Origin of the sequence: Cupriavidus sp. OV096, from assembly GCF_900115455.1 — a bacterium.
GTDB lineage: Bacteria > Pseudomonadota > Gammaproteobacteria > Burkholderiales > Burkholderiaceae > Cupriavidus.
In genome coordinates, this window is sequence record NZ_FOWM01000011.1 from 22577 (window position 1) to 46274 (window position 23698).

Below are 23698 nucleotides of genomic sequence, written 5' to 3' on the forward strand. Positions count from 1 at the left end.
GTCATGAGCCCTACCGGAACGCCGGGGTCCACCACCCTGCGCCATCGCACCGTGTTGCTGGACGAGGCCGTCGAGGCGCTCGTCTGGCGGCCCGACGGCGCCTACGTGGACGGCACGTTCGGCAGGGGCGGGCACAGCCGGGCGATCCTGGCCCGGCTGGGGCCAGCCGGCACCCTCGTCGCGTTCGACAAGGATCCGGCAGCAATCGCAGAAGCGGGCACCATCGGGGATGCCCGCTTCTCCATTGAGCACGCGAGCTTTGGCGACATGGCCGGGCGGCTGGCCGACCGTGGTCCGCTGGCTGGCGTGCTGCTCGACCTGGGAATCAGCTCGCCCCAGATCGACGAGGCGGCGAGGGGGTTTTCCTTTCGTTTCGAGGGCCCGCTGGACATGCGCATGGACACCACGCGCGGCATGACTGCCGCCGAGTGGCTTGCACAGGCGGACGAGCAAGACATTGCCAGGGTGATACGAGACTATGGGGAAGAACGGTTTGCTGTACAGATTGCAAAGGCGATTGTTGCTCGCCGGAGCGAACCCGGCGATGGCGGAGCACTCGCCACTACTTCAGACCTTGCCGCGCTCGTGGCGAAAGCCGTCAAAACACGCGAGAAGGGTCAGGACCCTGCGACCCGCACCTTTCAAGCTCTACGGATTCACATCAATCAAGAGCTTGCGGACCTCGAGGCCGGGCTGAAGGCGGCTTACGAGCTGTTGCAGGTGGGGGGCCGCCTCGTGGTGATCAGTTTCCATTCGCTCGAGGACCGCATCGTCAAGCGGTTCATGCAGGCGCACGCGCGTCCGCAGCAGGACGCCGATCCCGCGCTGCGCCGCGCGCCGCTGCGCGCCGCCGACCTGCCGCAGCCTACGCTCAAGCTGCTGGGCCGCTTCAAGCCCGGCGCCGATGAGGTGGCCGAGAACCCGCGCGCCCGCTCCGCCGTGATGCGCGTGGCCGAAAAGCTGCCGGAGGCCCGCCCGGCATGAATCGCCTCACCTTCTTCCTCCTGGCTGCCCTCCTGCTCTGCGCGCTGTCCCTGGTCAGCGCGCAGCACCAGGCACGCACGCTGTTCGTGGCGCTGGAGCGCGCGCAGTCCGAGGAGAAGCAGCTCGATATCGACTGGTCGCGCCTGCAGTACCAGCAGAGCGCGCTCGGCAAGAGCGCGCGCATTGCCGATGCCGCGCGCACCCAGCTCAAGATGGCGCCGGCGCTGGCCGGCCGTACCCAATACCTGCAGGGCGTGGTGCTACCCAACACGCCGCCGGATGCCGAGCAACCGGCCGAAAAACCCGCCGCCGGGGGAGCCGCCAAATGAGCATGGCCCGCCCCTCGCTAAACCGCGCCCGCACTGGCCGCCAGGCGGCTGGTGGCGCCGCACGCCCGCGTACCGGCCAGTTCTCGGCCAGCCCGGTGCTGGGCCTGCGCCTGCCGATGTGGCGCTCCAAGCTGGTGGTGTTCCTGATGTTCGCGGCGTTCGCCGCGCTGGCCGCCCGCGCGCTGTGGATCCAGGGCCCCGGCAACCAGTTCTATGAGGCCGAGGGCAAGAAGCGCTTCCAGCGCACGCTCGAGCTGCCCGCCACGCGCGGCAAGATCCTGGACCGCAACGGGCTGGTGCTGGCCACCAGCCTGCCGGTCAAGGCGATCTGGGCTGTGCCCGAGGACGTCTCCAGCGACATCGAGCCGCAGCGCATCCGCCAGCTGGCGAAGCTGCTGGAGATGTCCGAGAAGGAACTCAAGGCCAAGCTGTCCGAGGACAAGAGCTTCGTCTACCTGAAGCGGCAGGTGCTGCCCGACGCCGCCGACAAGATCGCCGCGCTCAAGATCGAGGGCGTGCACCAGACGCGCGAGTACAAGCGGTTCTACCCGGAAGGCGAGGCGATGGCGCACATCGTCGGCTTCACCAACGTCGAGGACAAGGGCCAGGAAGGCGTGGAACTGGCGCGCGAAGGCGTGCTGGCCGGCCGCTCGGGCGCGCGCCAGGTCATCAAGGACCGGCTCGGCCGGGTGGTGGAGGACGTCGGCATCCTCAAGACCCCGCGCGACGGCGAGGACATGCAGTTGTCCATTGACGCCAAGATCCAGTACCTGGCCTACAACGAGGTCAAGGCCGTGGCCGAGCGCAGCAAGGCCAAGGCGGCCAGCGCCGTGGTGCTCGACGCCCAGACCGGCGAGGTGCTGGCGCTGGCCAACTGGCCGACCTACAACCCGAACGACCGCACCCGCCTCTCCGGCGAGCAGCTGCGCAACCGGGTGCTGACCGATACCTTCGAGCCCGGCTCGATGATGAAGCCGATCTCGATCGGGCTGGCGCTGCAGCTGGGCCGCGTCACGCCGTCCACGGTGGTGACCACCACGGGCAAGTACCAGTTCGAGGGCGCCACGATTAGCGACACCCACAACTACGGCGCGCTGACGGTGTCGGGCGTGATCCAGAAGTCGAGCAACATCGGCACGACCAAGATCGCGATGCTGATGAAGCCGCAGGAAATGTGGGATATGTATACCAGCCTCGGCCTGGGGCAGGCGCCGAAGATCGGCTTCCCGGGCGCCGTGGCCGGCCGCGTGCGGCCCTGGAAGAGCTGGCGCCCGATCGAACAGGCGACGATGTCGTACGGCTACGGCCTGTCGGTGTCGCTGTTCCAGGTGGCGCACGCCTACACGATCTTCGCCCATGACGGCGAGCTGATCCCGGTATCGATCTTCAAGACCAACGGCCCGGCGACCGGCGAGCGCATCCTCAAGCCGCAGGTGGCGCGCGACGTGCGCGGCATGCTGGAAACCGTGACCGCGCCGGGCGGCACCGCGCCCGAAGCCCAGGTGATGGGCTATCGCGTGGGCGGCAAGACCGGCACGGCATACAAGCACGTGGGCCGCGGCTACGACCGCAGCAAGTACCGCGCGTCGTTCATCGGCCTGGCGCCGATGTCCAACCCGCGCGTGATCGTGGCGGTCAGCGTGGACGAGCCGACCGTCGGCAGCCACTACGGCGGCGCGGTGGCCGGTCCGGTCTTCGCGGCGATCACCGGCGGGGCATTGCGGGCGCTGAACGTGCAGCCCGATTCGCCGATCCGCCAGCTAATGGTGACGGACAAGGTGCAGGAGAGCGAGCCATGGGCCACGACGCCATGACGGCCAAGCCGCTGCTCCCCCTCGAAGTCTCCGCCCAGGCCAGCAACGCGCTGGCCTGGCTGCGTACGCACGCACCCGCCACGGCCCGCCTCACCGGCGATACGCGCCGCCTGCAGCCCGGCGATGTGTTCTTCGCCTACGTGCTCGGTAACGAACGGCTGGCCACGGACGGCCGGCCCCATATCGACAAGGCTATCGCCGCCGGCGCGTCGGCCATCGTCTATGAAGCCGATCGCTACGCCTGGACGCATGGCGATGCCGTGCCGCATCTGGCCGTCTCCCAATTGCACGAACTGGCCGGCCCGATTGCCGCCGGCTGGCATGGCGTGGCCGCGCGCGGCCTGACCGTGACCGGCATCACCGGGACCAACGGCAAAACCTCGTGTGCGCAATGGCTGGCCCGCCTGCTGCAGGCCACTGGCACGCGTTGCGCGACCATCGGCACGCTCGGCACTGGCTTCCCCGATGCCCTGCAGGCCACCGGCTTCACCACGCCGGACGCCGTCCAGCTTCAGGCCAGCCTGGCCGACCTCCACGACGCCGGCGCGCGCGCCATCGCCATGGAGGTGTCGTCGCACGGCCTGGAACAGGGCCGCGTGGCCGGCACCGGGTTTGCCGTGGCCGTGCTGACCAACCTGACGCAGGACCACCTGGACTACCACGGCACCATGGCCGAGTACGAGGCCGCCAAGGCGAGCCTGTTCCAGTGGGAGGGCCTGCGCGCCGCCGTGATCAACCGCGATGACGCGATGGGCCGCCGCCTGCTGGCCAGCAACGCCGCTGCCGTGGCCGCGCCGCAGGTGATCGAATATGGGATCGACGGCGCCGCCGGCGCCTCGGCCGCCCGTGGCCAGTGGCTGCGCGCCACCGGCGTGCGCGCCACGGCCAGCGGCACCGCCTTCCACGTCGACGGCAGCTTCGGCAGCGCCGACGTGACCACGCCGATGATCGGCAATTTCAATGTCAGCAACCTGCTGGCCGTGCTCGGTGCCGCGCTGGCGCAGGGCGTGGCGTGGGATGCCGCGCTCGCCGCGCTGCGCAGCCTGACGCCGGTGGATGGCCGCATGGAGCTGTTCGGCGGGCAGGACGCCCCGCTGGCCGTGGTCGACTACGCCCACACGCCGGACGCGCTCGCGCAGACACTGGCCGCGCTGCGCCCGGTGGCGCAGGCCCGTCAGGGCCGGCTCTGGTGCGTATTCGGCTGCGGTGGCGACCGCGATGCCACCAAGCGCCCGCTGATGGGCGGCGTGGCCGAGCGTCTTGCCGACGACATCATCCTGACCAGCGACAACCCGCGCAGCGAAGATCCGCGCGACATCCTCGAAGCCATCGCCGACGGCATGCAGGACCGTGCCCGCGCCCGGCTGGTCGAGGATCGCGCCGCCGCCATCCTCTATGCCATCAAGCACGCGGCCACGGCCGATGTGGTGCTGGTGGCCGGCAAGGGCCACGAGGCCACGCAGGAGATCCAGGGCAAGAAGCGCCCGTTCTCCGATCGCGAGCACGTACGCCTGACGCTGGGTACGCGGGGGGTGTCGGCATGAACCAGACCACGATGACCAATTTGCAGCAAGCCGCCGGCTGGATGGCCGGCGCCCGCGTGGTGGGTGATGCCTCGCGCACGTTCACGCGCGTGCATACCGACAGCCGTACCGTGGCGCCCGGCGACCTGTTCGTCGCGCTCCAGGGCGAGCGCTTCGACGCCCATGATTTCCTGGCCGATGTGGTCGCGCGTGGCGCGGCTGCCGTGCTGGTGAGCCGCGAGACCGGCCTCGATGTGCCGGCCATCGTGGTCCCGGACACGCGCATCGGCCTGGGTGAACTCGGCGCCGGCTGGCGCCGCCAGTTCACGCTGCCCACGGTGGCCGTGACCGGCAGCAACGGCAAGACCACGGTCAAGGAAATGATCGCGGCGATCTTCGCCGCCGCCGTGGGCGAGCCGGACCGGCTGGCCACGGGGGGCAATCTGAACAACGACATCGGCCTGCCGCTGACGGTGTTGCGCCTGCGCGCTTACCACAAGCTGGCGGTGCTGGAACTCGGCATGAACCATCCGGGCGAGACGGTCTATCTGGCCGGTATCGCCCAGCCGACCGTGGCCGTCATCACCAACGCCCAGCGCGAGCACCAGGAGTTCATGGTCAGCGTGGAGGCGGTGGCGCACGAGCACGCCAGCGCGCTGGCCGCGCTGCCGGCCGATGGCGTGGCCGTGTTCCCGGTGGATGCCGAGAGCGGCGGGGCGCATGCGCAGATCTGGCGCCAGGCGGCTGCCGGACGGCGCGTGATGGCGTTCGGGACCGATGCGTCGGCCGACGTGCGCGCCACGGTGTCGCTCGATGACGGCGTGCAGGTGCTCCATGTGACCGCGCCCGGCCAGACGTTCGACCTGCGCCTGCAACTGCTGGGCGCCCATAACGTGCGCAACGCGCTGGCCGCCACGGCCTGCGCGCTGGCGGCGGGCGTGGACGTGGCCGCCATCCAGGCTGGCATCGCCGGTTTCACGGCCGTGAAGGGCCGCCTCCAGGTCAAGCACACGGCGGCCGGCACGGTCCTGATCGACGACACCTACAACGCCAATCCGGACTCCATGCGCGCCGCCATCGACGTGCTGGCCGGGTTTGCCGCGCCGCGCCTGCTGGTGCTGGGCGACATGGGCGAAGTCGGCAACCAGGGCCCGGCGTTCCATACCGAAATTGGCGACTACGCGCGCACGCGCGGCATCGAGGCGCTCTGGGCCACGGGCCAGCTGGCGACGCACGCGGTGCAGGCCTACGGGCCGGCGGGCCGCCATTTCGACAAGGCGGAAGACCTGGCGCAGGCGCTGGGCGAAGACAAGGAGGGCACGGTAGCCGGGGCATCGGCCGTGCTGGTGAAGGGATCGCGCTTCATGCGCATGGAACGGATGGTCGATGCGCTGGTCGCAACACCTTCCGCTCACTAACTGAAGACACACGATGTTATTGGCTCTGGCCCAGTGGCTGCAAAACGATTACAGCTTCCTGCGGGTCGTCAACTACCTGACTTTCCGCGCGGTGGCGGCCAACCTCACCGCGCTGGTGATCGGCCTCGGCTTCGGGCCGTGGGTAATCCGTCGCCTGACCGAACTGAAGATCGGCCAGGCCGTGCGCACGATCGGCCCGCAGACCCACCTCGTGAAGTCGGGCACGCCGACCATGGGCGGGGTGCTGGTGCTGCTCTCGATCGGCATTTCCACGCTGCTCTGGTGCGACTGGGGCAACCGCTTCATCTGGGTGGTGCTGCTGGTAACGGTGGGCTACGGCGCCATCGGCTGGGTCGATGACTACCGCAAGGTGGTGTATCGCGACCCGCGCGGCATGTCCAGCCGCGAGAAGTTCTTCTGGCAGACGCTGATCGGGCTGGTGGCGGCGGTCTACCTGGCGTTCTCGGTTTCCGAGGCCAGCAATGTGCGCGTGTGGAGCCTGTTCCTGAGCTGGATCGAGGGTGGCATGTGGGCCGATGTGCCGTACAAGACCAACCTGATCGTGCCCTTCTTCAAGGAAGTGAGCTACCCGCTGGGCGTGATGGGCTTCATCGTGCTGACCTACCTCGTGATCGTCGGCTCGAGCAACGCCGTGAACCTGACCGATGGCCTCGACGGCCTGGTGATCATGCCGGTGGTGCTGGTGGGCGGTGGCCTGGGCGTGTTTGCCTACGTGATGGGTAACACGGTCTACAGCAAGTACCTGCTGTTCCCGCACATCCCGGGCGCCGGCGAGCTGCTGATCTTCTGCTCGGCGATGGCCGGGGCGGGGCTGGCGTTCCTCTGGTTCAACGCGCATCCGGCCAAGGTGTTCATGGGCGACGTGGGCGCGCTGGCGCTGGGCGGCGCGCTCGGCACCATCGCCGTGATCGTGCGGCAGGAAATCGTGCTGTTCGTGATGGGCGGCATCTTCGTGGTGGAAACGGTGTCGGTGATGCTCCAGGTGACCTGGTTCAAGTTCACCAAGCGCCGATACGGCGAGGGCCGGCGGCTGTTCCGCATGGCGCCGCTGCACCACCATTTCGAGCTGAGCGGCTGGAAGGAAACGCAGGTCACCGTGCGGTTCTGGATTATCACGATGCTGCTGGTGCTGATCGGGCTGTCGACGCTGAAGCTGCGTTGACCGGATCCACTCTCTAATTAGTAAGGCGGGAAATCGAAGTGTTTGGCGTGTTGCAGAAACCTCATGTGCTGGTACTGGGCCTCGGCGAGTCGGGGCTGGCCATGTCACGCTGGTGCGGCCTGAACGGCTGCCGCGTGCGCGTGGCCGACACACGCGAGGCGCCCGCCAACCTGGCCTTCCTGCAGGCCGAGCTGACCACGGCCGAATTTGTTGCCGGTCCGTTTGCCGCGAACGTGGATGGCCTGCTGGACGACATCGGCCTCGTGGCGATCAGCCCGGGCCTTTCGCCGCTGGAAGCGGGCACGAAGGCCGTGCTCGACGCCGCCGCCGCGCGCGGCATCCCGGTCTGGGGCGAGATCGAATTGTTCGCCCAGGCGCTCGGCTATCTGGAAGGCGTGTCCGGCTACGCGCCGCGCGTGCTGGCCATCACCGGCACGAACGGCAAGACCACCACCACGGCGCTGACCGGAAGGTTGGTCGAGCGCGCCGGCAAGACCGTGGCCGTGGCGGGCAATATCAGCCCGTCCGCGCTGGACAAGCTGTCGGCCTGCATCGCCAGCGCCACGCTGCCGGACGTCTGGGTGCTCGAACTGTCGAGCTTCCAGCTGGAAACCACCCACACGCTGGCGCCGCACGCGGCCACCGTGCTCAACATCTCGCAAGACCACCTCGACTGGCACGGCAGCATGGAAGCCTATGCCGCATCCAAGGCGCGCATCTTCGGGCCGGCCGACAAGGCGTGCGTGCAGGTGTTGAACCGCAATGACCCCATGACGATGGCCATGGCGCGCGCCGGTACGGCGCTCGTCACTTCGGGTGCGCCGCTGGTCACCTTCGGCACCGATCTGCCCGAGACGGCTGGCAGCTACGGCGTGCTGCGCGAGGGCGGCATGCCCTGGCTGGTGCTGGCCGAACCGGACACCGAGGCCGACGCCGAGCCGAAGCCGCGCCGCCGCAAGGGGGCGCAGGTCGTCGAGGAAGCCGTGCCGGTGCGCCACAAGCGCCTGATGCCGGCCGACGCGCTGCACATCCGCGGCATGCACAACGCCACCAACGCCATGGCCGCGCTGGCGCTGTGCCGTGCCATCGACCTGCCGATGAACGCGCTGCTGCACGGCCTGCGCGAGTATCGCGGCGAGCCGCACCGCGTGGAATGGGTGGCGACGATCGACGAGGTCGAGTATTTCGACGACAGCAAGGGCACCAACGTGGGCGCCACGGTGGCCGCGCTGTCCGGGCTGGACAAGCGCGTGGTCCTGATCGCCGGCGGCGAAGGCAAGGGCCAGGATTTCTCGCCGCTGGCGCAGCCGGTGGCGCAGTACGCGCGCGCCGTGGTGCTGATCGGCAAGGACGCCGGCGAGCTGCGCGCCGCGCTGGCTGACACCGGCACGCAGCTGGTGGACGCCGCCACGCTCGAGGAAGCGGTCGAGAAATCGTCCCATCTGGCCGAGAACGGCGACGTGGTGCTGCTCTCGCCCGCGTGCGCCAGTCTCGACATGTTCCGCAACTACGTGCATCGCGCCGAGGTGTTCCGTGGCGCGGTGGAAGAACTGGCCCTGTCCCGGGGGATCCTGCCATGAGCGACTCGCAGGTCAAGCGCAGCGGTTTCATCGGCGCCACCATCGGCAATGCCTGGGGTGGGCTGCGCGACGCCGTGTCCGGCGTCAAGCCCACGCGCTCCCGCATGATGGAGTACGACCAGCCGCTGCTCTGGGTGGCCATCGTGCTGCTGACGCTCGGGCTGGTGATGGTCTACTCGGCGTCCATCGCGCTGCCTGACTCGCCGCGCTACGCCAACTACCGCGAGAGCCACTTCCTGGTGCGCCACGCGTTCGCGCTGTTCATCGGGCTGTCGGCGGGGCTGGTGGCGTTCCAGATACCGGTCAAGGTCTGGGATAAATACGCGCCCAAGCTGTTCATCATCGCGCTGGTGCTGCTGGTGCTCGTGCTGGTGCCGTTCGTCGGCAAGGGCGTGAACGGCGCGCGGCGCTGGATTCCGCTCGGCGTGATGAATTTCCAGCCGTCGGAGCTGATGAAGCTGGCCGTGGTGCTGTACGCGGCCAACTACACCGTGCGCAAGCAGGAATGGATGCAGACCGTGTCCAAGGGCTTCCTGCCGATGGGCGTGGCCGTGGTGCTGGTGGGCATGCTGCTGCTGCTCGAGCCGGACATGGGCGCGTTCCTGGTGATCGCGGCCGTGGCGATGGGCATCCTGTTCCTCGGCGGCATCAACGGCAAGCTGTTCGCCGGGCTGGTCGGGGTGGCGATCGGCGCGTTCGCGCTGCTGATCACGGCCTCGCCATGGCGCCGCGAGCGGATTTTTGCCTATCTGAGCCCGTGGGAAGAGAGCAACGCGCTGGGCAAGGCGTACCAGCTCACGCACTCGCTGATCGCGTTCGGCCGGGGCGAGTGGACCGGGGTGGGCCTGGGCGGCAGCATCGAGAAGCTGCACTACCTGCCCGAAGCGCATACCGACTTCATCCTGGCCGTGATCGGCGAGGAATTCGGCTTTATCGGCGTGCTGGTGATGATCGTGCTGTTCTACTGGCTCGTGCGCCGCGCCTTCGACATCGGCCGCACGGCGCTCCAGCTCGACCGGACCTTCGCCGGGCTGGTCGCCAAGGGCATCGGCGTGTGGCTCGGCTGGCAGACCTTCATCAACATGGGCGTGAACCTGGGCCTGCTGCCGACCAAGGGGCTGACGCTGCCGCTGGTCAGCTATGGCGGCTCGGGCATCCTGATGAACTGCATCGGGCTGGCGATCGTGTTGCGGATCGACTACGAGAATCGGGTCTTGATGCGCGGAGGGAAGGTATGAGCGATCCGCGCACGCTGCTCGTGATGGCTGGCGGCACCGGGGGCCACGTGTTCCCGGGGCTGGCGGTCGCGCACGCGCTGCGCGACGCCGGCTGGCGCGTGGTCTGGCTCGGCAACCGTACCGGCATGGAAGCCACGCTGGTGCCGAAGCACGATATCCCGATGGAATTCATCCAGTTCGGCGGGCTGCGCGGCAAGGGGCTGATCACCAAGCTGCTGCTGCCGCTGAACCTGCTGCGCGCGTTCTGGCAGAGCATCGGCGCGTTGCGCCGGGTGCGCCCGGACGTGGTGCTGGGCATGGGTGGCTACATCACCTTCCCGGCCGGGATGATGGCATCGCTGCTGGGCCGCCCGCTGGTGCTGCACGAGCAGAACTCGATTGCCGGCCTGACCAACAAGGTGCTGGCCAAGGTGGCCGACCGGGTGCTCTGCGCGTTCCCGGACGCGCTGCCGAACAGCGAGTGGACCGGCAACCCGGTGCGCGAGGAACTGGCGAGCCTGCCGGCGCCCGAGGCGCGCTACGACCATCGCACCGGCCCGCTGCGGGTGCTGGTGGTGGGCGGCAGCCTGGGCGCGGCGGCGCTGAACGACGTGGTGCCGAAGGCCATCGCGCTGCTGCCCGAGGGCCAGCGCCCGGTGGTGCGGCATCAGGCCGGCGCCAAGCAGATCGACATATTGCGCGCCAACTACGCCGCAGCCGGCGTGGCGGGCGACACCGTGCCGTTCATCGACGACATGGCGGCGGCCTATGCCGACGCCGATCTGGTCATCTGCCGCGCGGGCGCGATGACGGTTTCCGAAGTGGCCGCCGCCGGTGTGGCGGCCCTGTTCGTGCCGTTTCCGCACGCGGTGGACGACCACCAGACCACCAACGCGAAGTTCCTGTCGAAGCAGGGCGCCGCGTTGCTGGTGCAACAGAACGCATTGACCGCGGAGGGGCTGGCGCAGACGCTGGCCAGCCTGTCGCGGCCACAACTGAAAGACATGGCGCGCCTGGCGCGCGGCCTGGCCAAACCTGAGGCAACCCGGCGCGTCGCCGAGATTTGCCAAGAGATGGCGGGCCACTGACCTATACGAATCAATGAAGCACATCGTCAAAAACATCCACTTCGTAGGCATCGGGGGCGCCGGCATGAGCGGTATCGCCGAGGTCCTGCTGAACCTGGGCTACAAGGTCTCGGGCTCGGACGTGGGCAGCAACGCCGCCACGCGGCGGCTGGCCACGCTGGGCGCGCGCGTCTTCCATGGCCACGACGCCGGCCATGTGGAAGGCGCCAATGCCGTCGTGGTCTCCACGGCGGTCACCAATGACAACCCCGAGGTGCTGGCCGCCCGGGCGCGCCGCATCCCCGTGGTGCCGCGCGCGATCATGCTGGCCGAACTGATGCGCCTGAAGCAGGGCATCGCCATTGCCGGCACGCACGGCAAGACCACCACCACGAGCCTCGTGGCGTCGGTGCTGGCCGAGGGCGGGCTCGACCCGACCTTCGTGATCGGCGGCCGGCTGAACTCGGCGGGCGCCAACGCGCGGCTGGGCACGGGCGATTTCATCGTGGCCGAGGCGGACGAGTCGGACGCCTCGTTCCTGAACCTGTTCCCGGTGATGGAAGTCATCACCAACATCGATGCGGACCACATGGACACCTACGGGCACGATTTCGCCCGGCTCAAGCAGGCGTTCGTGGAGTTCACCCAGCGGCTGCCGTTCTACGGCATCGCGGTGCTGTGCGTCGATGACCCGAATGTGCGCGAGATCCTGCCGTTCGTCTCGAAGCCGGTGGTGCGCTACGGCTTTGCCGAAGACGCCCAGATCCGCGCGGTCAACGCCCGCCCGGTGGACGGCCAGATGCATTTCACGGTCCATCGGCAGCTCAACGGCCATGCCGAGCCGCCGCTCGACGTGGTGCTGAACCTCCCCGGCCTGCACAACGTGCAGAACGCGCTGGCCGCCATCGCCATCGCCACCGAGCTGGAGGTGCCGGACGCCGCCATCGTCAAGGCGCTGCGCGAGTTCCACGGCGTGGGCCGCCGCTTCCAGCGCTATGGCGAGGTGGCCACGGCCGACGGGCAGGGCACCTTCACGCTGGTGGACGACTACGGTCACCACCCGGTGGAGATGGCCGCCACGCTGGCCGCCGCGCGCGGGGCCTTCCCGGGCCGCCGCCTTGTGCTGGCGTTCCAGCCGCACCGCTTCACGCGGACGCGCGACTGTTTCGAAGATTTCGTGAAGGTGCTCGGCACCGTGGACGCGCTGCTGCTGGCCGAGGTCTACGCCGCCGGCGAGTCGCCCATCGTGGCTGCCGACGGCCGGGCGATGACCCGCGCGCTGCGCGTGGCCAACAAGGTGGAGCCGGTCTTCGTCGAGCAGATCGAGGACATGCCGCAGGCCATCCTGACCGCCGTCCAGCCGGGCGACGTGGTCGTGACCATGGGCGCCGGCACGATCGGCACGGTGCCCGGCCAGCTCGTATCGCAACAAGTTACCCAAGTTAGTCCGGCAGGAGGCCAGGCATGAGCTTCGTCGCCCATCCCAATATCGACCCGAAATCGCTGGGCAAGGTTGGCGTGCTGCTGGGCGGCCGTTCGGCCGAACGCGAGGTGTCGCTGATGTCCGGCAACGGCGTGCTGGCGGCGCTGCGCGCGCGCGGCGTGGATGCCCACCCGTTCGACCCGGCCCTGCAACCGGTGGCCGAACTGGCTGCCGCCGGCTTCGACCGCGTCTTTATCGCGCTGCATGGCCGCTACGGCGAGGACGGCACGATTCAGGGCATGCTCGAGATGCTGGGCATTCCGTACACCGGCAGTGGCGTGCTGGCGTCCGCGCTGGCCATGGACAAGCCGGCTACCAAGCGGCTCTGGATGTCCCACGGCCTGCCCACGCCGCGCTTTGCGGTGCTGCGCCCCGATACCGATTTCAACGCCGTGGTGGCGGATCTCGGCCTGCCGCTGATCGTCAAGCCGGCCCGCGAAGGGTCGTCGATCGGCCTGACCAAGGTCACGGATACCAGCCAGATGCGCGAGGCTTTCGAGAAGGCGGCGGTGCTGGATGACGACGTGCTGGCCGAGAGTTTTATCGACGGCGCGGAGTTGACTTGCCCCATCGTGGGCGAGGGCGCGACCGCCGAAGCGCTGCCGGTCATCAAGATTGTTGCGCCCGAGTCGAACTACGACTATCAAAATAAGTACTTTACTGACGTTACCCAATATCTGTGCCCCTCGACCTTGCCTGAGGCGCTCGAGAACGAGGTGCGCGCCCTGGCCGTGGAAGCGTTCCGTGTGCTCGGCTGCCGTGGCTGGGCCCGCGCCGACGTAATGCTGACCCGCGACGGCAAGCCCTACCTGCTGGAAATGAACACGTCCCCCGGCATGACCGGCCACTCGCTGGTGCCGATGGCGGCGCGCGCGGTGGGCATCAGCTATGAGGACTTCGTGATCCAGGTGGTGGCGCAGGCCACGCTGGACCTGCATCCGAACGAGCACTGGAAGCCCTGATAACCGTAATTCGACGAAAACACAGCTCCTGAACCCGACCCATGTGGCATAACGCGCGCCTCCTCAACCTGATCGCCTCCGTGCTCTACGCACTGGTGGCGCTGATGGCGCTCGGGGCGGGCCTGCTGTGGCTGGCCCAGCGGCCGGTGTTCGCCATCACCCATGTGGAGCTGCACGCGATGGACGGCCAGGCGCTGCGCCACGTGAATGGGCCGAGCGTGCGCGCCAACGCGCTGGGCAAGCTGTCTGGCAATTTCTTTACGTTGGACCTGAACACGGCGCGTCAGGCGTTCGAATCGGTGCCCTGGGTGCGGCACGCGAGCGTCCGCCGCGAATGGCCGAACGGGCTGGCGGTGGAGGTGGAGGAGCACGAGGCGCTGGGTACCTGGGGCAGCCCGGAAAGCGGCCGGCTCCTCAATACCTATGGCGAGGTGTTCGTCGCCAACACCGCCGAGGCCGAGGAAGATGCCCAGCTGCTGGCGCTCGACGGGCCGCCGGACAGCGAGGCCGATGTGGTCGAGAAGCTGGAAGTCATGCGGCAATGGTTCAAGCCGCTGAAGGCCGAGCCCCTGTCGGTGGCGCTGTCGTCGCGCTATGCGTGGCGGACGCGGCTGTCGAACGGCATGGTGATCGAGCTGGGTCGTGAGCAGACCGATGAGGATCGGGCAGCCATGGAGGCGCGGGTCAAGCGCTTCGTGGCCGCCTGGCCGCAGGTGACCGAGCAGGTGGGCAAGCAGGTGGACTACGCCGACCTGCGCTACCCCAACGGCTTCGCGATCCGCGCGGCCAACGTCAGGTTCCTGACCGACGCCCAGGCTGCCGCGGCAGCCAAGGCGGCGGCCAAGGCCTCCGCAGGACCGGCCCCGGCAACGGTGCCGGCAGGCAATCCCAATAACAATCCGACGCGACTCAAGAGCAAGAACGCGGAGAAAACCCGATGAGCAAGGAATACAAGGACTTACTGGTCGGTCTCGACATCGGCACCTCGAAGGTGGCGGCGGTGGTCGCGGAACTGCGCCCCGACGGCAGCTACGAAGTGATCGGGATGGGCCAGTCCGAGTCCAAGGGTCTGAAGAAGGGGGTCGTGGTCAATATCGAGGCCACCGTGCAGTCGATCCAGCGCGCGCTGGAGGAGGCCGAGCTGATGGCCGACTGCAAGATCGCCGAGGTCTTCACCGGCATTGCCGGCAGCCATATCCGCAGCTTCAATTCGAGCGGGATGGTGGCCATCAAGGACAAGGAGGTCACGCAGACGGACGTGGCCCGGGTGATCGAGACCGCCAAGGCGGTCAATATCCCGACCGATCAGCAGATCCTGCACATCCTGACGCAGGAATTCATCATCGACGGCCAGGAGGACGTGCGCGAGCCCATCGGCATGAGCGGCATCCGCCTGGAGGTCAAGGTCCATATCGTCACGGGCGCGGTCAGCGCGGCGCAGAACATCGTCAAGTGCGTGCGCCGCTGCGGGCTGGAAGTGCATGACCTGATCCTGCAGCCGCTGGCGTCGAGCCTGGCCGTGCTGACGGAGGACGAGAAGGAACTGGGCGTGGTGCTGGTCGACATTGGCGGCGGCACCACGGACATCGCCATCTTCAGCGAGGGCGCGATCCGGCATACGGCCGTGATCCCGATCGCCGGGGACCAGATCACCAACGATATTGCGATGGCGCTGCGCACGCCGACGCCGGACGCCGAGGACATCAAGATCCAGTACGGCATTGCCAAGCAGGCGATTGCCGACCCGGACGACATGATCGAGGTGCCGGGCGTGGGCGACCGAGGCACGCGCACGCTGAGCCGTCAGGCGCTGGCGGCCGTGATCGAGCCGCGCATCGAGGAACTGTATTCGCTGGTGCACCAGGTGGTGCGCGAGTCCGGCTACGAGGAACTGCTGTCGTCCGGCGTGGTGATCACCGGCGGCACGGCGATGATGCCGGGCATGGTGGAGCTGGGCGAGGACATCTTCCTGAAGCCGGTGCGCGTGGGTGTGCCCGAGTATCGCGGCAACCTGCACGAGGTGGTGAAGAGCCCGCGCTACTCCACGGTGATGGGCCTGCTGCTGGAAGGCCGGGTGCAGCGCATGCGTGGCCGCAAGGTGGCCGTGCAGAGCGGCTCGGTGAAGCAGGTGTGGACGCGCATGAAGGAATGGTTTGTCGGCAACTTCTGACGCTGGACGTGGTCAGGTTGTTTTAGGGATTTTTTTAGACGTTTTACGAGTCAGCCATGCGTCGCGGTCATCGAATCGCGCGATGGCACGTTGAGCAGGTTTTCTTCTTCTATTTTGGTTTCTTGTTCAGGAACCAAGGGCTGCGGCGGGGAGGCTGCAGCGTTTGGGGACTGATTTTTCACGGAGGCAGTGATGGACTTTGACATGATCGAATCGGAGATGCAGGACGGCACCATCATCAAGGTGGTGGGTGTGGGCGGTGCGGGCGGCAACGCCGTGCAGCACATGATCAGCCGTGGCGTGCAGGGCGTGGAATTCATCTGCATGAACACCGATGCCCAGGCGCTCAAGCGCTCCACGGCGTCGCGCGTGCTGCAACTCGGTAATACGGGTCTGGGCGCCGGCGCCAAGCCGGAGGTGGGTCGCAACTGCGCCGAACAGGCGCGCGAGCAGATCGCCGATTCCCTGCGCGGTGCGCACATGGTCTTCATCACTGCCGGCATGGGCGGTGGCACCGGTACCGGCGCTGCCCCGATCGTGGCGCAGGTGGCCAAGGAAATGGGCATCCTGACCGTGGGTGTGGTCAGCAAGCCGTTCGACTTCGAAGGCGCACGTCGCGCCAAGGTGGCCGAACATGGCTCGGGCGAACTGGAGTCGTCGGTGGACTCGCTGATCGTGGTGCTCAACGAGAAGCTGTTCGAGGTGATGGGCGACGACGCCGAGATGGACAAGTGCTTCCAGTGCGCCGACGACGTGCTGCACAACGCGGTGGCCGGCATTGCCGAGATCATCAACGTTGACGGCCTCGTGAACGTCGACTTCGAAGACGTGAAGACGGTGATGGGCGAGCAGGGCAAGGCCATGATGGGCACGGCAACCGTGTCCGGCGTGGACCGCGCCCGCCTGGCTGCCGAGCAGGCCGTCGCCAGCCCGCTGTTGGAAGGCGTGGACCTGTCCGGCGCGCGCGGCGTGCTGGTCAACATCACGGCCAGCCGCTCGCTGAAGCTGTCGGAAACCAAGGAAGTCATGAACACCATCCGCAGCTACGCCGCGGAAGATGCCACGGTGATCTTCGGTACGGTGTACGACGATTCGATGGGCGACGCACTGCGCGTGACCGTGGTGGCCACGGGCCTGGGCCGTTCGGCCAAGAAGCAGCAGCCGATGACGCTGCTGAAGACCGGCACGGACAACATCCCGATGCAGATGATGGGCGGCATGACCGCTGCCCCGGCGCATGCCTCGCCGGACTACAGCGGCCTGGATACGCCGGCCGTGTGGCGCAGCTCGCGTGAGTCGGCATCGGCTCACGTGGCGGCGCTGCAGGAAAAGGGTGTGGACACGTACGACATCCCGGCCTTCCTGCGCAAGCAGGCGGACTGAGTTGGCTACCGGCAGGGCGGCGGCTGCGGCCGTGCGCCTGGCGGGTTGCACGTGGTCTGATCCGCGAAGCCTGAGCGCTCCCTATCCGCTCGGCATTCGCCAGGACTGACGTAGCCCGTCAGCGCGCCCGGCTGCGCCGCGCCCGCGTCGGCACTGTCTCCGCCCGCATCCCGTTGCCGGGACAGGCGTGCCTTCGGCCGCCTCCCCGGACTGTTCCCGCCTTCCCGCGGCGGGATGCCTCGTCGTCCGCGCGGCGTGCCGAACCGGTGCGCCGCGCAGTCGTTTTTGTGGCCTATGATTGCAGTCAGGGTTTTCACCAGCCCGGACTTTCGTCTTTTTCGGCCTTTAGGAAATCGCCCCCATGATCAGTGTTGGCCAGCGCGTCCCCGACGCCACCCTGTACGAATTCTTCGAAACCGAGACCGGCGGTTGCGCGCTCGGACCCAATGCCTTCCCGGTGGCCGACCTGGTCAAGGGCCGCCGCATTGTCGTGTTCGGCCTGCCCGGCGCGTTCACGCCGACCTGCTCCGCCAAGCACGTGCCCGGTTTCGTCGAGCAAGCCGACCAGTTCCGGGCGGCCGGTGTGGACGAGATCTGGTGCCACGCGGTCAACGACGCCTTCGTGATGGGCGCCTGGGGCCGTGAGCAGCAGACCGGCGGCAAAGTCCGCATGATGGCCGACGGCGCTGCACAATGGGCCAAGGCCCTCGGGCTGGACCAGGACCTGAGCCAGCGCGGCCTGGGCGTGCGCGCCAAGCGCTACGCGATGGTGCTGGACGACGGCGTGGTCACCCACCTGTTCGTGGAAGCCCCCGGCGAATTCAAGGTCAGCAGCGCCGAAGCCGTTCTTGAGGCGTTGCGCGCCTGACACGGATTGGCTCGGCCGGAGTGATGTCTGGCCGACTTTGGTAACACTGGTTAACAACCCGACACAAAGTGGTGCGGCGCAATACACCAAGCGGTGGTAGTATGGCGTTATTAAAATTTGCGCCCAATAGTTTTTTATAATGTGGGCCACCTAAGAGATTGAGGCTGTCATGCTCAAACAGCGCACCATCAAATCCCTGGTGAAGACGGTTGGCATCGGTTTGCACTCGGGTCGCAAAGTGACGCTGACCCTGCGACCGGCCCCCGTCGATGCAGGCATCGTATTCACCCGTGTCGATCTGCCGGAACCGGTGGAAATTCCCGTGGCCGCCAGCGCCATCGGCGACACGCGCCTGGCGTCCGTGCTCCAGAAGAACGGCGCGCGCGTCTCGACGGTGGAACACCTGATGTCGGCCTGCGCTGGCCTGGGCATCGACAATCTCTATGTCGACGTGGATGCCGAGGAAATCCCGATCATGGACGGCAGCGCCGCGTCGTTCGTGTTCCTGCTGCAGTCGGCGGGGATCGAGGAGCAGTCGGCCGCCAAGCGTTTCATCCGCGTGAAGAAGGCCGTGGAAGTGCGCGAGGGCGACAAGCTGGCCCGGCTGGAGCCGTACTTCGGCTTCAAGCTCTCGTTCACGATCGACTTCCGCCATCCGGCCGTCGACAAGACCGGCCAGGCGTTCTCGATCGATTTCGCCGACACGAGCTACGTGCGCGAGATCGCCCGGGCCCGCACCTTCGGCTTCGCCCACGAGGTAGAAGCGCTGCGCGAAATGGGCCTGGCCCGTGGCGGCAGCCTGGACAACGCCATCGTGCTGGACGAGCACCGCATGCTGAACAATGAGGAACTGCGCTACGGCGACGAGTTCGTGCGCCACAAGATCCTCGATGCGATTGGCGACCTCTACGTGGTCGGCCATCCGCTGATTGGCGCCTACGTGGCCAACAAGTCCGGCCACGGCCTGAACAACCAGCTGCTGCGCGCGCTGCTGGCGGACCAGGAAGCGTACGAAATCGTGACCTTCGACAAGCTGGAAGAAGCGCCCGCCGCCTTCCTGCCGCAGGTGCAGCCGGCGTTTGCCTGAGCACCGCGCCCCCGGCGCAAACGACAACGGCCTCCCTTGGGAGGCCGTTTCTATTTAGTACGGCGGCGTCAGCGGTTGCGATGCCGCGCCAGCAACGCCTCCACCGCTTCCTTCAGCGGCGAGGATTCCAGGCTCTGCGCCAGTTGATCCATGCTGGTCAGCCCCACCGGCGGCAGGTTGGCCGTGCGGGGCTGGCGCGTGACCGGACCGGTGTCCCAATCCCCCCGCCCGACCTCCGGTTGTACCCGTACCCGGATTGCGGTAACCTGCGAGCCCCGCTGTTGCAGCCGGGTAAGCAGGGTCGGCACCACTTGCCGCACCCGCGCAGCCGCCGCGCCATGCGCGGCCAGCAACAGCAATGTCGCTTCCGCCTGCGGGCCCCGGTTGTCATGTTTGACACCGGCCACGGCGATCCCGTCCTGCAGGCCGCGGGGCAGGAGCGACAGGACTTCCGCTTCCAGTGACGCCAGTTCGCGCGCCGTCTGCATGAGCGCCGAAACCGGCCCGGACTTGTTCAGCCAATCGTTGAGTGGCTTGGCAACCGGCGTCTGGAGAGCGTGGTGAGTGAACATGCGCATGCGCGCATTCTAGCGCGCAATCCTGGCCACCGAGAGCCGGGATGCCCCGCCCGCATGCGCGACGAGGCCGGTCGGCCTCTTTTTTGTCGGCGAAGGGGGTAGGTCATGCAAATCATCGTGCTGCATCCGCGTGCGCCGCGGGTGTTCCGTCTTCAGCTCACGCCGTTGCGCGCCGGGCTACTTGCCATCGTGCTGTGCCTGCTCGTGGCCGCCGCATCTTCCGCTATCACCTGGTATGTCGCCCGTGCCCAGCCGGGCGCCGAGGCCTCCGGGCAGGCGCGCGACAACGCCTACCTGCGCGCCAACCTCGCCGTGCTGGCTGCCCGCGTCGGCGAACTCCAGGCCCAGATGGTCCGGCTCGATGCGCTCGGCGAGCGCGTGTCCGGCCTGGCCGGCATCGCGCCGCAGGACTTCGACTTCCGCCATCGCCCGGCCCGGGGCGGCCCCGCCGCGGTCGAGCGATCCACCGCGCTGACCCTGCCCGACCTGCGCGACGAACTGGCCCGGCTCGGCAAGCAGGCCGACCATCGCGTCGATTTCTTCGATGTGATTGAAGGGGCACTCATCGACCGCCAACTGCGCGAGCGCCGCACGCCGAGCGTGATGCCGGTGGCGGTGGGCTACGATGGCTCGAGCTTCGGCGCCCGCATCGATCCGTTCTCGGGCCGGCGCACCCGGCACGATGGTGTGGATTTCGTCGCCCCGATTGGTACGCCGATCGTCGCGGCGGCCGGCGGGGTGGTCGTGGCGGCCGAGTGGCACCCCGAGTACGGCAACATGATCGACATCGACCATGGCAACGGGCTCAAGACCCGCTATGCGCATGCGTCGAAGTCGCTGGTGAAGGTGGGCGATCTGGTCCGCGCGGGGCAGGAAGTGGCGCGCGTGGGCAGCACGGGCCGGTCCACCGGCGCGCACCTGCACTTCGAGGTCCACGTCAACGGCGTGCCGCGTAACCCGATCGGGTTCCTGACCGCCGCCGCGCCGAACCCGGCCCCGGCACCGGCCATTGCCACGGCGCCCGTGCCGACCGATCGCACTGCCATCCGCTAACTGCGCGGAACATTGAAGGCGGCGGGAGAGTCCCAACCTGTCGAAGGTGGTCTGGCGGCTGTTGCGCCAGCGCAGAAGGAGCCTGTTTGGGTCCCGGCCACGACACCGCCACATGATAAACTCGGCGTTTTGCGCCAATCCACCCATTCCTCGCCGTCGTCCAAGCTGTATCCGGGCCGCGCGCGCAGGGGAAAGCACTCGATGATCACGGGCCTTCTCAAGAAAGTCTTCGGCAGCCGCAACGAACGGCTGATCAAACAATATCGCGGCATGGTCGTGAAGATCAACGCGCTGGAGCCGAAATTCGAACAGCTTTCGGACGACGACCTGCGCGGCATGACCGAGACCTTCCGCCAGCGCCACGCGGGCGGCGAATCGATTGACGCGCTGTTGCCGGAGGCGTTTGCCGTCTGCCGCGAGGCCAGCAAGCGCGTCATGAAGATGCGCCACTTCGACGTGCAGCTGATCGGCGGCATGGTCCTGAACGACAACAAGATCGCCGAAATGCGTACCGGCGAGGGCAAGACGCTGACCGCCACGCTGGCCGTGTACCTCAATGCCATTACCGGCAAGGGCGTGCACGTGGTGACCGTGAACGACTACCTGGCCCAGCGCGATGCCGAGTGGATGGGCCGCCTGTACAACTTCCTGGGGCTGTCGGTGGGGGTCAACCTCTCGCAGATGCCTCATGATGAGAAGCAGCGCGCTTATAACTCGGACATCACCTACGGCACGAACAACGAGTTCGGCTTCGACTACCTGCGCGACAACATGGTCTACGACCCGTCGCAGCGCGTGCAGCGCCCGCTGCACTACGCGATCGTCGACGAAGTGGACTCGATCCTGATCGATGAGGCACGTACGCCGCTGATCATCTCGGGTCAGGCCGAGAACCAGACCGACCTGTACCAGCGCATGAACGGCATTCCCAAGCTGCTCGTGCGCCAGATCGGCGAGGAAAAGGCCGACGGCACCGGCGTGGAGACGCCCGGCGACTACTACGTCGACGAGAAGGGCCATCAGGTCTACCTGACCGAGGCCGGCCACGAGAAGGCGGAAGAGATCCTGAACCAGCAGGGCCTGATCGGCGAGGGCGAATCGCTCTACGCGCCGCAGAACATCACGCTGATGCACCACCTGTACGCCGCCCTGCGCGCGCACAGCCTGTTCCACCGCGACCAGCACTACGTGGTGCAGAACGACGAAGTGGTGATCGTCGATGAATTCACGGGCCGCCTGATGACGGGCCGCCGCTGGTCCGACGGCCTGCACCAGGCCGTGGAAGCCAAGGAAGGCGTGACGGTCCAGCAGGAAAACCAGACGCTGGCGACCATCACCTTCCAGAACTACTTCCGCATGTACGAGAAGCTGGCCGGCATGACCGGTACGGCGGACACGGAAGCGTACGAATTCCAGGAAATCTACGGCCTCGAGGTCGTGGTGATCCCGACCAACCGCCAGGCCCAGCGCAAGGACCTGCAGGACCAGATCTACAAGACGTCGAAGGAACGCTACGACGCTGTGGTGCGCGACATCCGCGACTGTTTCGAGCGCGGCCAGCCGGTGCTGGTGGGCACGACGTCGATCGAGACGTCCGAGTACCTGTCGGACCTGCTGAACAAGGAAAAACTGCCCCACCAGGTGCTGAACGCCAAGCAGCACGAGCGCGAAGCCGAGATCGTGGCCCAGGCGGGCCGCCCCAAGATGATCACGATCGCCACGAACATGGCCGGTCGCGGTACCGACATCGTGCTGGGCGGCAACGTGGAGAAGCAGGCCGGCTTCATCGAGATCGACGCAAGCCTGTCGGACGCCGACAAGGCCGCCCGCATCGCCCAGCTCAAGGACGAATGGCAGTCTCTGCACGATCAGGTCAAGGCCGCCGGCGGCCTGCATATCGTCGGCACCGAGCGCCATGAGTCGCGCCGGATCGACAACCAGCTGCGTGGCCGTGCCGGCCGCCAGGGTGACCCGGGTTCGTCGCGCTTCTACCTGTCGCTGGACGACCAGCTGCTGCGCATCTTCGCCGGCGACCGCGTGCGCGCGATCATGGAACGGCTGAAGATGCCCGAAGGCGAGCCGATCGAGGCTGGCATCGTCACGCGCTCGATCGAATCGGCACAGCGCAAGGTGGAAGGCCGCAACTTCGACATCCGCAAGCAGCTGCTCCAGTACGACGACGTGGCCAACGACCAGCGCAAGGAGATCTACAAGCTCCGCAACGACGTGCTGGAATCGAACGACGTCGGCGAGATGGTGGGCAACCTGCGCGAGAGCGTGCTGGTGGAGCTGTTCCGCGACCACGTGCCGGCCGAGACCATGGAAGAACAGTGGGACATCGCCAGCCTGGAAACGCGCCTGCGCGACGACTGGGGCCTGGACGTGCCGCTGGCCAAGACCATCGAGGGCGCCCAGAGCATCGAGGATGAAGAACTGCTGAATCTGGTGATGACCACGGCGCGCGAAACCTACGACGCCAAGGTCAACCAGGTGGGCCGGGAGTCGTTCGCAGGCTTCGAGCGCTCGGTCATGCTGCAGAGCATCGACACGCACTGGCGCGAGCATCTGGCCGCGCTGGACCACCTGCGCCAGGGTATCCACCTGCGCGGCTATGCCCAGAAGGACCCGAAGCAGGAGTACAAGCGCGAGTCGTTCGAACTGTTCGCGCGCCTGCTGGACGTGATCAAGAGCGAAGTCACCCGCGTGATCTTCAATGTGCAGATCCAGTCGCCGGAGCAACTCGAGCAGGCTTCGGAGCAGATTGAGGAAGGGCTGGCGCATCTGGAGAACGTGCAGTACAAGCACGACGAGTTTGCCGAACGCGCCGAGCCGGTGGAAGACGCCTCGCTGGCGCGCCGTGGCACCGCGCAGGCGGCCATGGCCGCGATGGGCGCGGACATGGCGGTGGCCGGCATGCCGAAGGTTGGCCGTAACGATCCGTGCCCGTGCGGATCGGGCAAGAAGTTCAAGCAGTGCCACGGCAAGCTTAGCTGAGCCGG

20 protein-coding genes are annotated in these 23698 nt (G+C 67.5%); 18 read left to right on the forward strand and 2 right to left on the reverse strand.

Translation table 11 applies throughout. The features are described 5' to 3' along the window. The first annotated feature begins 3 nt into the window (after positions 1–3). Genes rsmH through ftsA form a run of 13 tightly spaced genes read left to right on the forward strand, consistent with a single transcriptional unit; the run spans position 4 to position 15730 of the window. Positions 4–984: a 16S rRNA (cytosine(1402)-N(4))-methyltransferase RsmH gene (gene rsmH, locus BM115_RS20785; RefSeq protein ID WP_092298532.1), complete on the forward strand. Its 981-nt coding sequence runs from the start codon at positions 4–6 to the stop codon at positions 982–984. After that, complete coding sequence (ftsL, locus tag BM115_RS20790) at positions 981–1313, forward strand: cell division protein FtsL (protein WP_092298535.1); 333 nt, start codon at positions 981–983, stop codon at positions 1311–1313. Before rsmH ends, ftsL begins: the two co-directional genes overlap by 4 nt. Further along, entirely contained in the window at positions 1310–3127 is a 1818-nt protein-coding gene (locus BM115_RS20795; protein ID WP_092298538.1) for a peptidoglycan D,D-transpeptidase FtsI family protein, read from the forward strand. The genes ftsL and BM115_RS20795 overlap by 4 nt, the downstream gene beginning before the upstream one ends. Then, positions 3124–4671 carry a UDP-N-acetylmuramoyl-L-alanyl-D-glutamate--2,6-diaminopimelate ligase gene (locus BM115_RS20800; protein ID WP_092298969.1) on the forward strand — a complete coding sequence of 516 codons (1548 nt, stop codon included), beginning with the start codon at positions 3124–3126 and terminating at the stop codon, positions 4669–4671. Before BM115_RS20795 ends, BM115_RS20800 begins: the two co-directional genes overlap by 4 nt. Beyond that, on the forward strand, positions 4668–6068 hold the full coding sequence (gene murF, locus BM115_RS20805) for a UDP-N-acetylmuramoyl-tripeptide--D-alanyl-D-alanine ligase (protein WP_092298541.1): 1401 nt from the start codon (positions 4668–4670) through the stop codon (positions 6066–6068). The genes BM115_RS20800 and murF overlap by 4 nt, the downstream gene beginning before the upstream one ends. A gap of 13 nt (positions 6069–6081) precedes the next feature. After that, the gene (mraY, locus tag BM115_RS20810; RefSeq protein ID WP_092298544.1) at positions 6082–7251 is read left to right on the forward strand and encodes a phospho-N-acetylmuramoyl-pentapeptide-transferase; all 1170 of its coding nucleotides are present in this window, start codon (positions 6082–6084) and stop codon (positions 7249–7251) included. 38 nt (positions 7252–7289) lie between these two features. Beyond that, entirely contained in the window at positions 7290–8831 is a 1542-nt protein-coding gene (gene murD / locus BM115_RS20815) for a UDP-N-acetylmuramoyl-L-alanine--D-glutamate ligase (RefSeq protein WP_092298547.1), read from the forward strand. Continuing rightward, positions 8828–10069, forward strand: a complete 1242-nt coding sequence (ftsW, locus tag BM115_RS20820; RefSeq protein ID WP_092298550.1) for a putative lipid II flippase FtsW — start codon at positions 8828–8830, stop codon at positions 10067–10069. Before murD ends, ftsW begins: the two co-directional genes overlap by 4 nt. Continuing rightward, positions 10066–11136, forward strand: coding sequence for an undecaprenyldiphospho-muramoylpentapeptide beta-N-acetylglucosaminyltransferase (murG, locus tag BM115_RS20825; RefSeq protein ID WP_092298553.1), 1071 nt, complete (start codon positions 10066–10068; stop codon positions 11134–11136). Before ftsW ends, murG begins: the two co-directional genes overlap by 4 nt. A gap of 13 nt (positions 11137–11149) precedes the next feature. Beyond that, positions 11150–12583: a UDP-N-acetylmuramate--L-alanine ligase gene (murC, locus tag BM115_RS20830; protein ID WP_092298556.1), complete on the forward strand. Its 1434-nt coding sequence runs from the start codon at positions 11150–11152 to the stop codon at positions 12581–12583. After that, positions 12580–13560, forward strand: coding sequence for a D-alanine--D-alanine ligase (locus tag BM115_RS20835; RefSeq protein WP_092298559.1), 981 nt, complete (start codon positions 12580–12582; stop codon positions 13558–13560). The genes murC and BM115_RS20835 overlap by 4 nt, the downstream gene beginning before the upstream one ends. Positions 13561–13601: 41 nt before the next feature. Continuing rightward, positions 13602–14501 carry a cell division protein FtsQ/DivIB gene (locus BM115_RS20840; protein ID WP_092298562.1) on the forward strand — a complete coding sequence of 300 codons (900 nt, stop codon included), beginning with the start codon at positions 13602–13604 and terminating at the stop codon, positions 14499–14501. Then, positions 14498–15730 (forward strand): cell division protein FtsA, encoded by a 1233-nt coding sequence (gene ftsA / locus BM115_RS20845; RefSeq protein WP_092298565.1) that lies wholly within the window; start codon positions 14498–14500, stop codon positions 15728–15730. The genes BM115_RS20840 and ftsA overlap by 4 nt, the downstream gene beginning before the upstream one ends. A 50-nt stretch (positions 15731–15780) precedes the next feature. Here the strand turns inward: ftsA and BM115_RS27360 are convergent, their stop codons facing one another. Beyond that, positions 15781–15936, reverse strand: a complete 156-nt coding sequence (locus BM115_RS27360) for a hypothetical protein (RefSeq protein ID WP_177219980.1) — start codon at positions 15934–15936, stop codon at positions 15781–15783. On the opposite strand from BM115_RS27360, the gene ftsZ reads away from it, so the two are divergent. The 3 genes from ftsZ (at position 15923) to lpxC (ending at position 19068) form a co-directional block, all read left to right on the forward strand. Continuing rightward, on the forward strand, positions 15923–17113 hold the full coding sequence (ftsZ, locus tag BM115_RS20850; protein ID WP_092298568.1) for a cell division protein FtsZ: 1191 nt from the start codon (positions 15923–15925) through the stop codon (positions 17111–17113). The two genes, BM115_RS27360 and ftsZ, sit on opposite strands and share 14 nt — an antisense overlap. Positions 17114–17474: 361 nt before the next feature. Then, entirely contained in the window at positions 17475–17981 is a 507-nt protein-coding gene (locus tag BM115_RS20855; RefSeq protein WP_092298571.1) for a peroxiredoxin, read from the forward strand. A 169-nt stretch (positions 17982–18150) separates the two neighbouring features. Continuing rightward, a complete protein-coding gene (gene lpxC / locus BM115_RS20860) occupies positions 18151–19068 on the forward strand; it encodes a UDP-3-O-acyl-N-acetylglucosamine deacetylase (RefSeq protein ID WP_092298574.1) in 918 nt (305 codons plus the stop codon). A 68-nt stretch (positions 19069–19136) separates the two neighbouring features. On the opposite strand, the gene BM115_RS20865 is transcribed toward lpxC, so the two are convergent. Next, positions 19137–19646: a DciA family protein gene (locus BM115_RS20865; protein ID WP_092298577.1), complete on the reverse strand. Its 510-nt coding sequence runs from the start codon at positions 19644–19646 to the stop codon at positions 19137–19139. A 105-nt stretch (positions 19647–19751) separates the two neighbouring features. Here BM115_RS20865 and BM115_RS20870 point away from each other — a divergent pair, with 105 nt between their 5' ends. Both BM115_RS20870 and secA read left to right on the forward strand, forming a co-directional pair. Then, positions 19752–20699, forward strand: coding sequence for a M23 family metallopeptidase (locus tag BM115_RS20870; protein WP_092298580.1), 948 nt, complete (start codon positions 19752–19754; stop codon positions 20697–20699). A 201-nt stretch (positions 20700–20900) separates the two neighbouring features. Further along, positions 20901–23693, forward strand: coding sequence for a preprotein translocase subunit SecA (secA, locus tag BM115_RS20875; protein WP_092298583.1), 2793 nt, complete (start codon positions 20901–20903; stop codon positions 23691–23693). Positions 23694–23698 lie beyond the last annotated feature (5 nt).

Coding starts and splice junctions, on each gene's coding strand:
- rsmH (WP_092298532.1), top strand. CDS start 4: ATGAGCCCTACCGGAACGCCGGGGTCCACCACCCTGCGCCATCGCACC.
- ftsL (WP_092298535.1), top strand. CDS start 981: ATGAATCGCCTCACCTTCTTCCTCCTGGCTGCCCTCCTGCTCTGCGCG.
- BM115_RS20795 (WP_092298538.1), top strand. CDS start 1,310: ATGAGCATGGCCCGCCCCTCGCTAAACCGCGCCCGCACTGGCCGCCAG.
- BM115_RS20800 (WP_092298969.1), top strand. CDS start 3,124: ATGACGGCCAAGCCGCTGCTCCCCCTCGAAGTCTCCGCCCAGGCCAGC.
- murF (WP_092298541.1), top strand. CDS start 4,668: ATGAACCAGACCACGATGACCAATTTGCAGCAAGCCGCCGGCTGGATG.
- mraY (WP_092298544.1), top strand. CDS start 6,082: ATGTTATTGGCTCTGGCCCAGTGGCTGCAAAACGATTACAGCTTCCTG.
- ftsW (WP_092298550.1), top strand. CDS start 8,828: ATGAGCGACTCGCAGGTCAAGCGCAGCGGTTTCATCGGCGCCACCATC.
- murG (WP_092298553.1), top strand. CDS start 10,066: ATGAGCGATCCGCGCACGCTGCTCGTGATGGCTGGCGGCACCGGGGGC.
- murC (WP_092298556.1), top strand. CDS start 11,150: ATGAAGCACATCGTCAAAAACATCCACTTCGTAGGCATCGGGGGCGCC.
- BM115_RS20835 (WP_092298559.1), top strand. CDS start 12,580: ATGAGCTTCGTCGCCCATCCCAATATCGACCCGAAATCGCTGGGCAAG.
- BM115_RS20840 (WP_092298562.1), top strand. CDS start 13,602: ATGTGGCATAACGCGCGCCTCCTCAACCTGATCGCCTCCGTGCTCTAC.
- ftsA (WP_092298565.1), top strand. CDS start 14,498: ATGAGCAAGGAATACAAGGACTTACTGGTCGGTCTCGACATCGGCACC.
- ftsZ (WP_092298568.1), top strand. CDS start 15,923: ATGGACTTTGACATGATCGAATCGGAGATGCAGGACGGCACCATCATC.
- BM115_RS27360 (WP_177219980.1), bottom strand. CDS start 15,936: ATGTCAAAGTCCATCACTGCCTCCGTGAAAAATCAGTCCCCAAACGCT.
- BM115_RS20855 (WP_092298571.1), top strand. CDS start 17,475: ATGATCAGTGTTGGCCAGCGCGTCCCCGACGCCACCCTGTACGAATTC.
- lpxC (WP_092298574.1), top strand. CDS start 18,151: ATGCTCAAACAGCGCACCATCAAATCCCTGGTGAAGACGGTTGGCATC.
- BM115_RS20865 (WP_092298577.1), bottom strand. CDS start 19,646: ATGCGCATGTTCACTCACCACGCTCTCCAGACGCCGGTTGCCAAGCCA.
- BM115_RS20870 (WP_092298580.1), top strand. CDS start 19,752: ATGCAAATCATCGTGCTGCATCCGCGTGCGCCGCGGGTGTTCCGTCTT.
- secA (WP_092298583.1), top strand. CDS start 20,901: ATGATCACGGGCCTTCTCAAGAAAGTCTTCGGCAGCCGCAACGAACGG.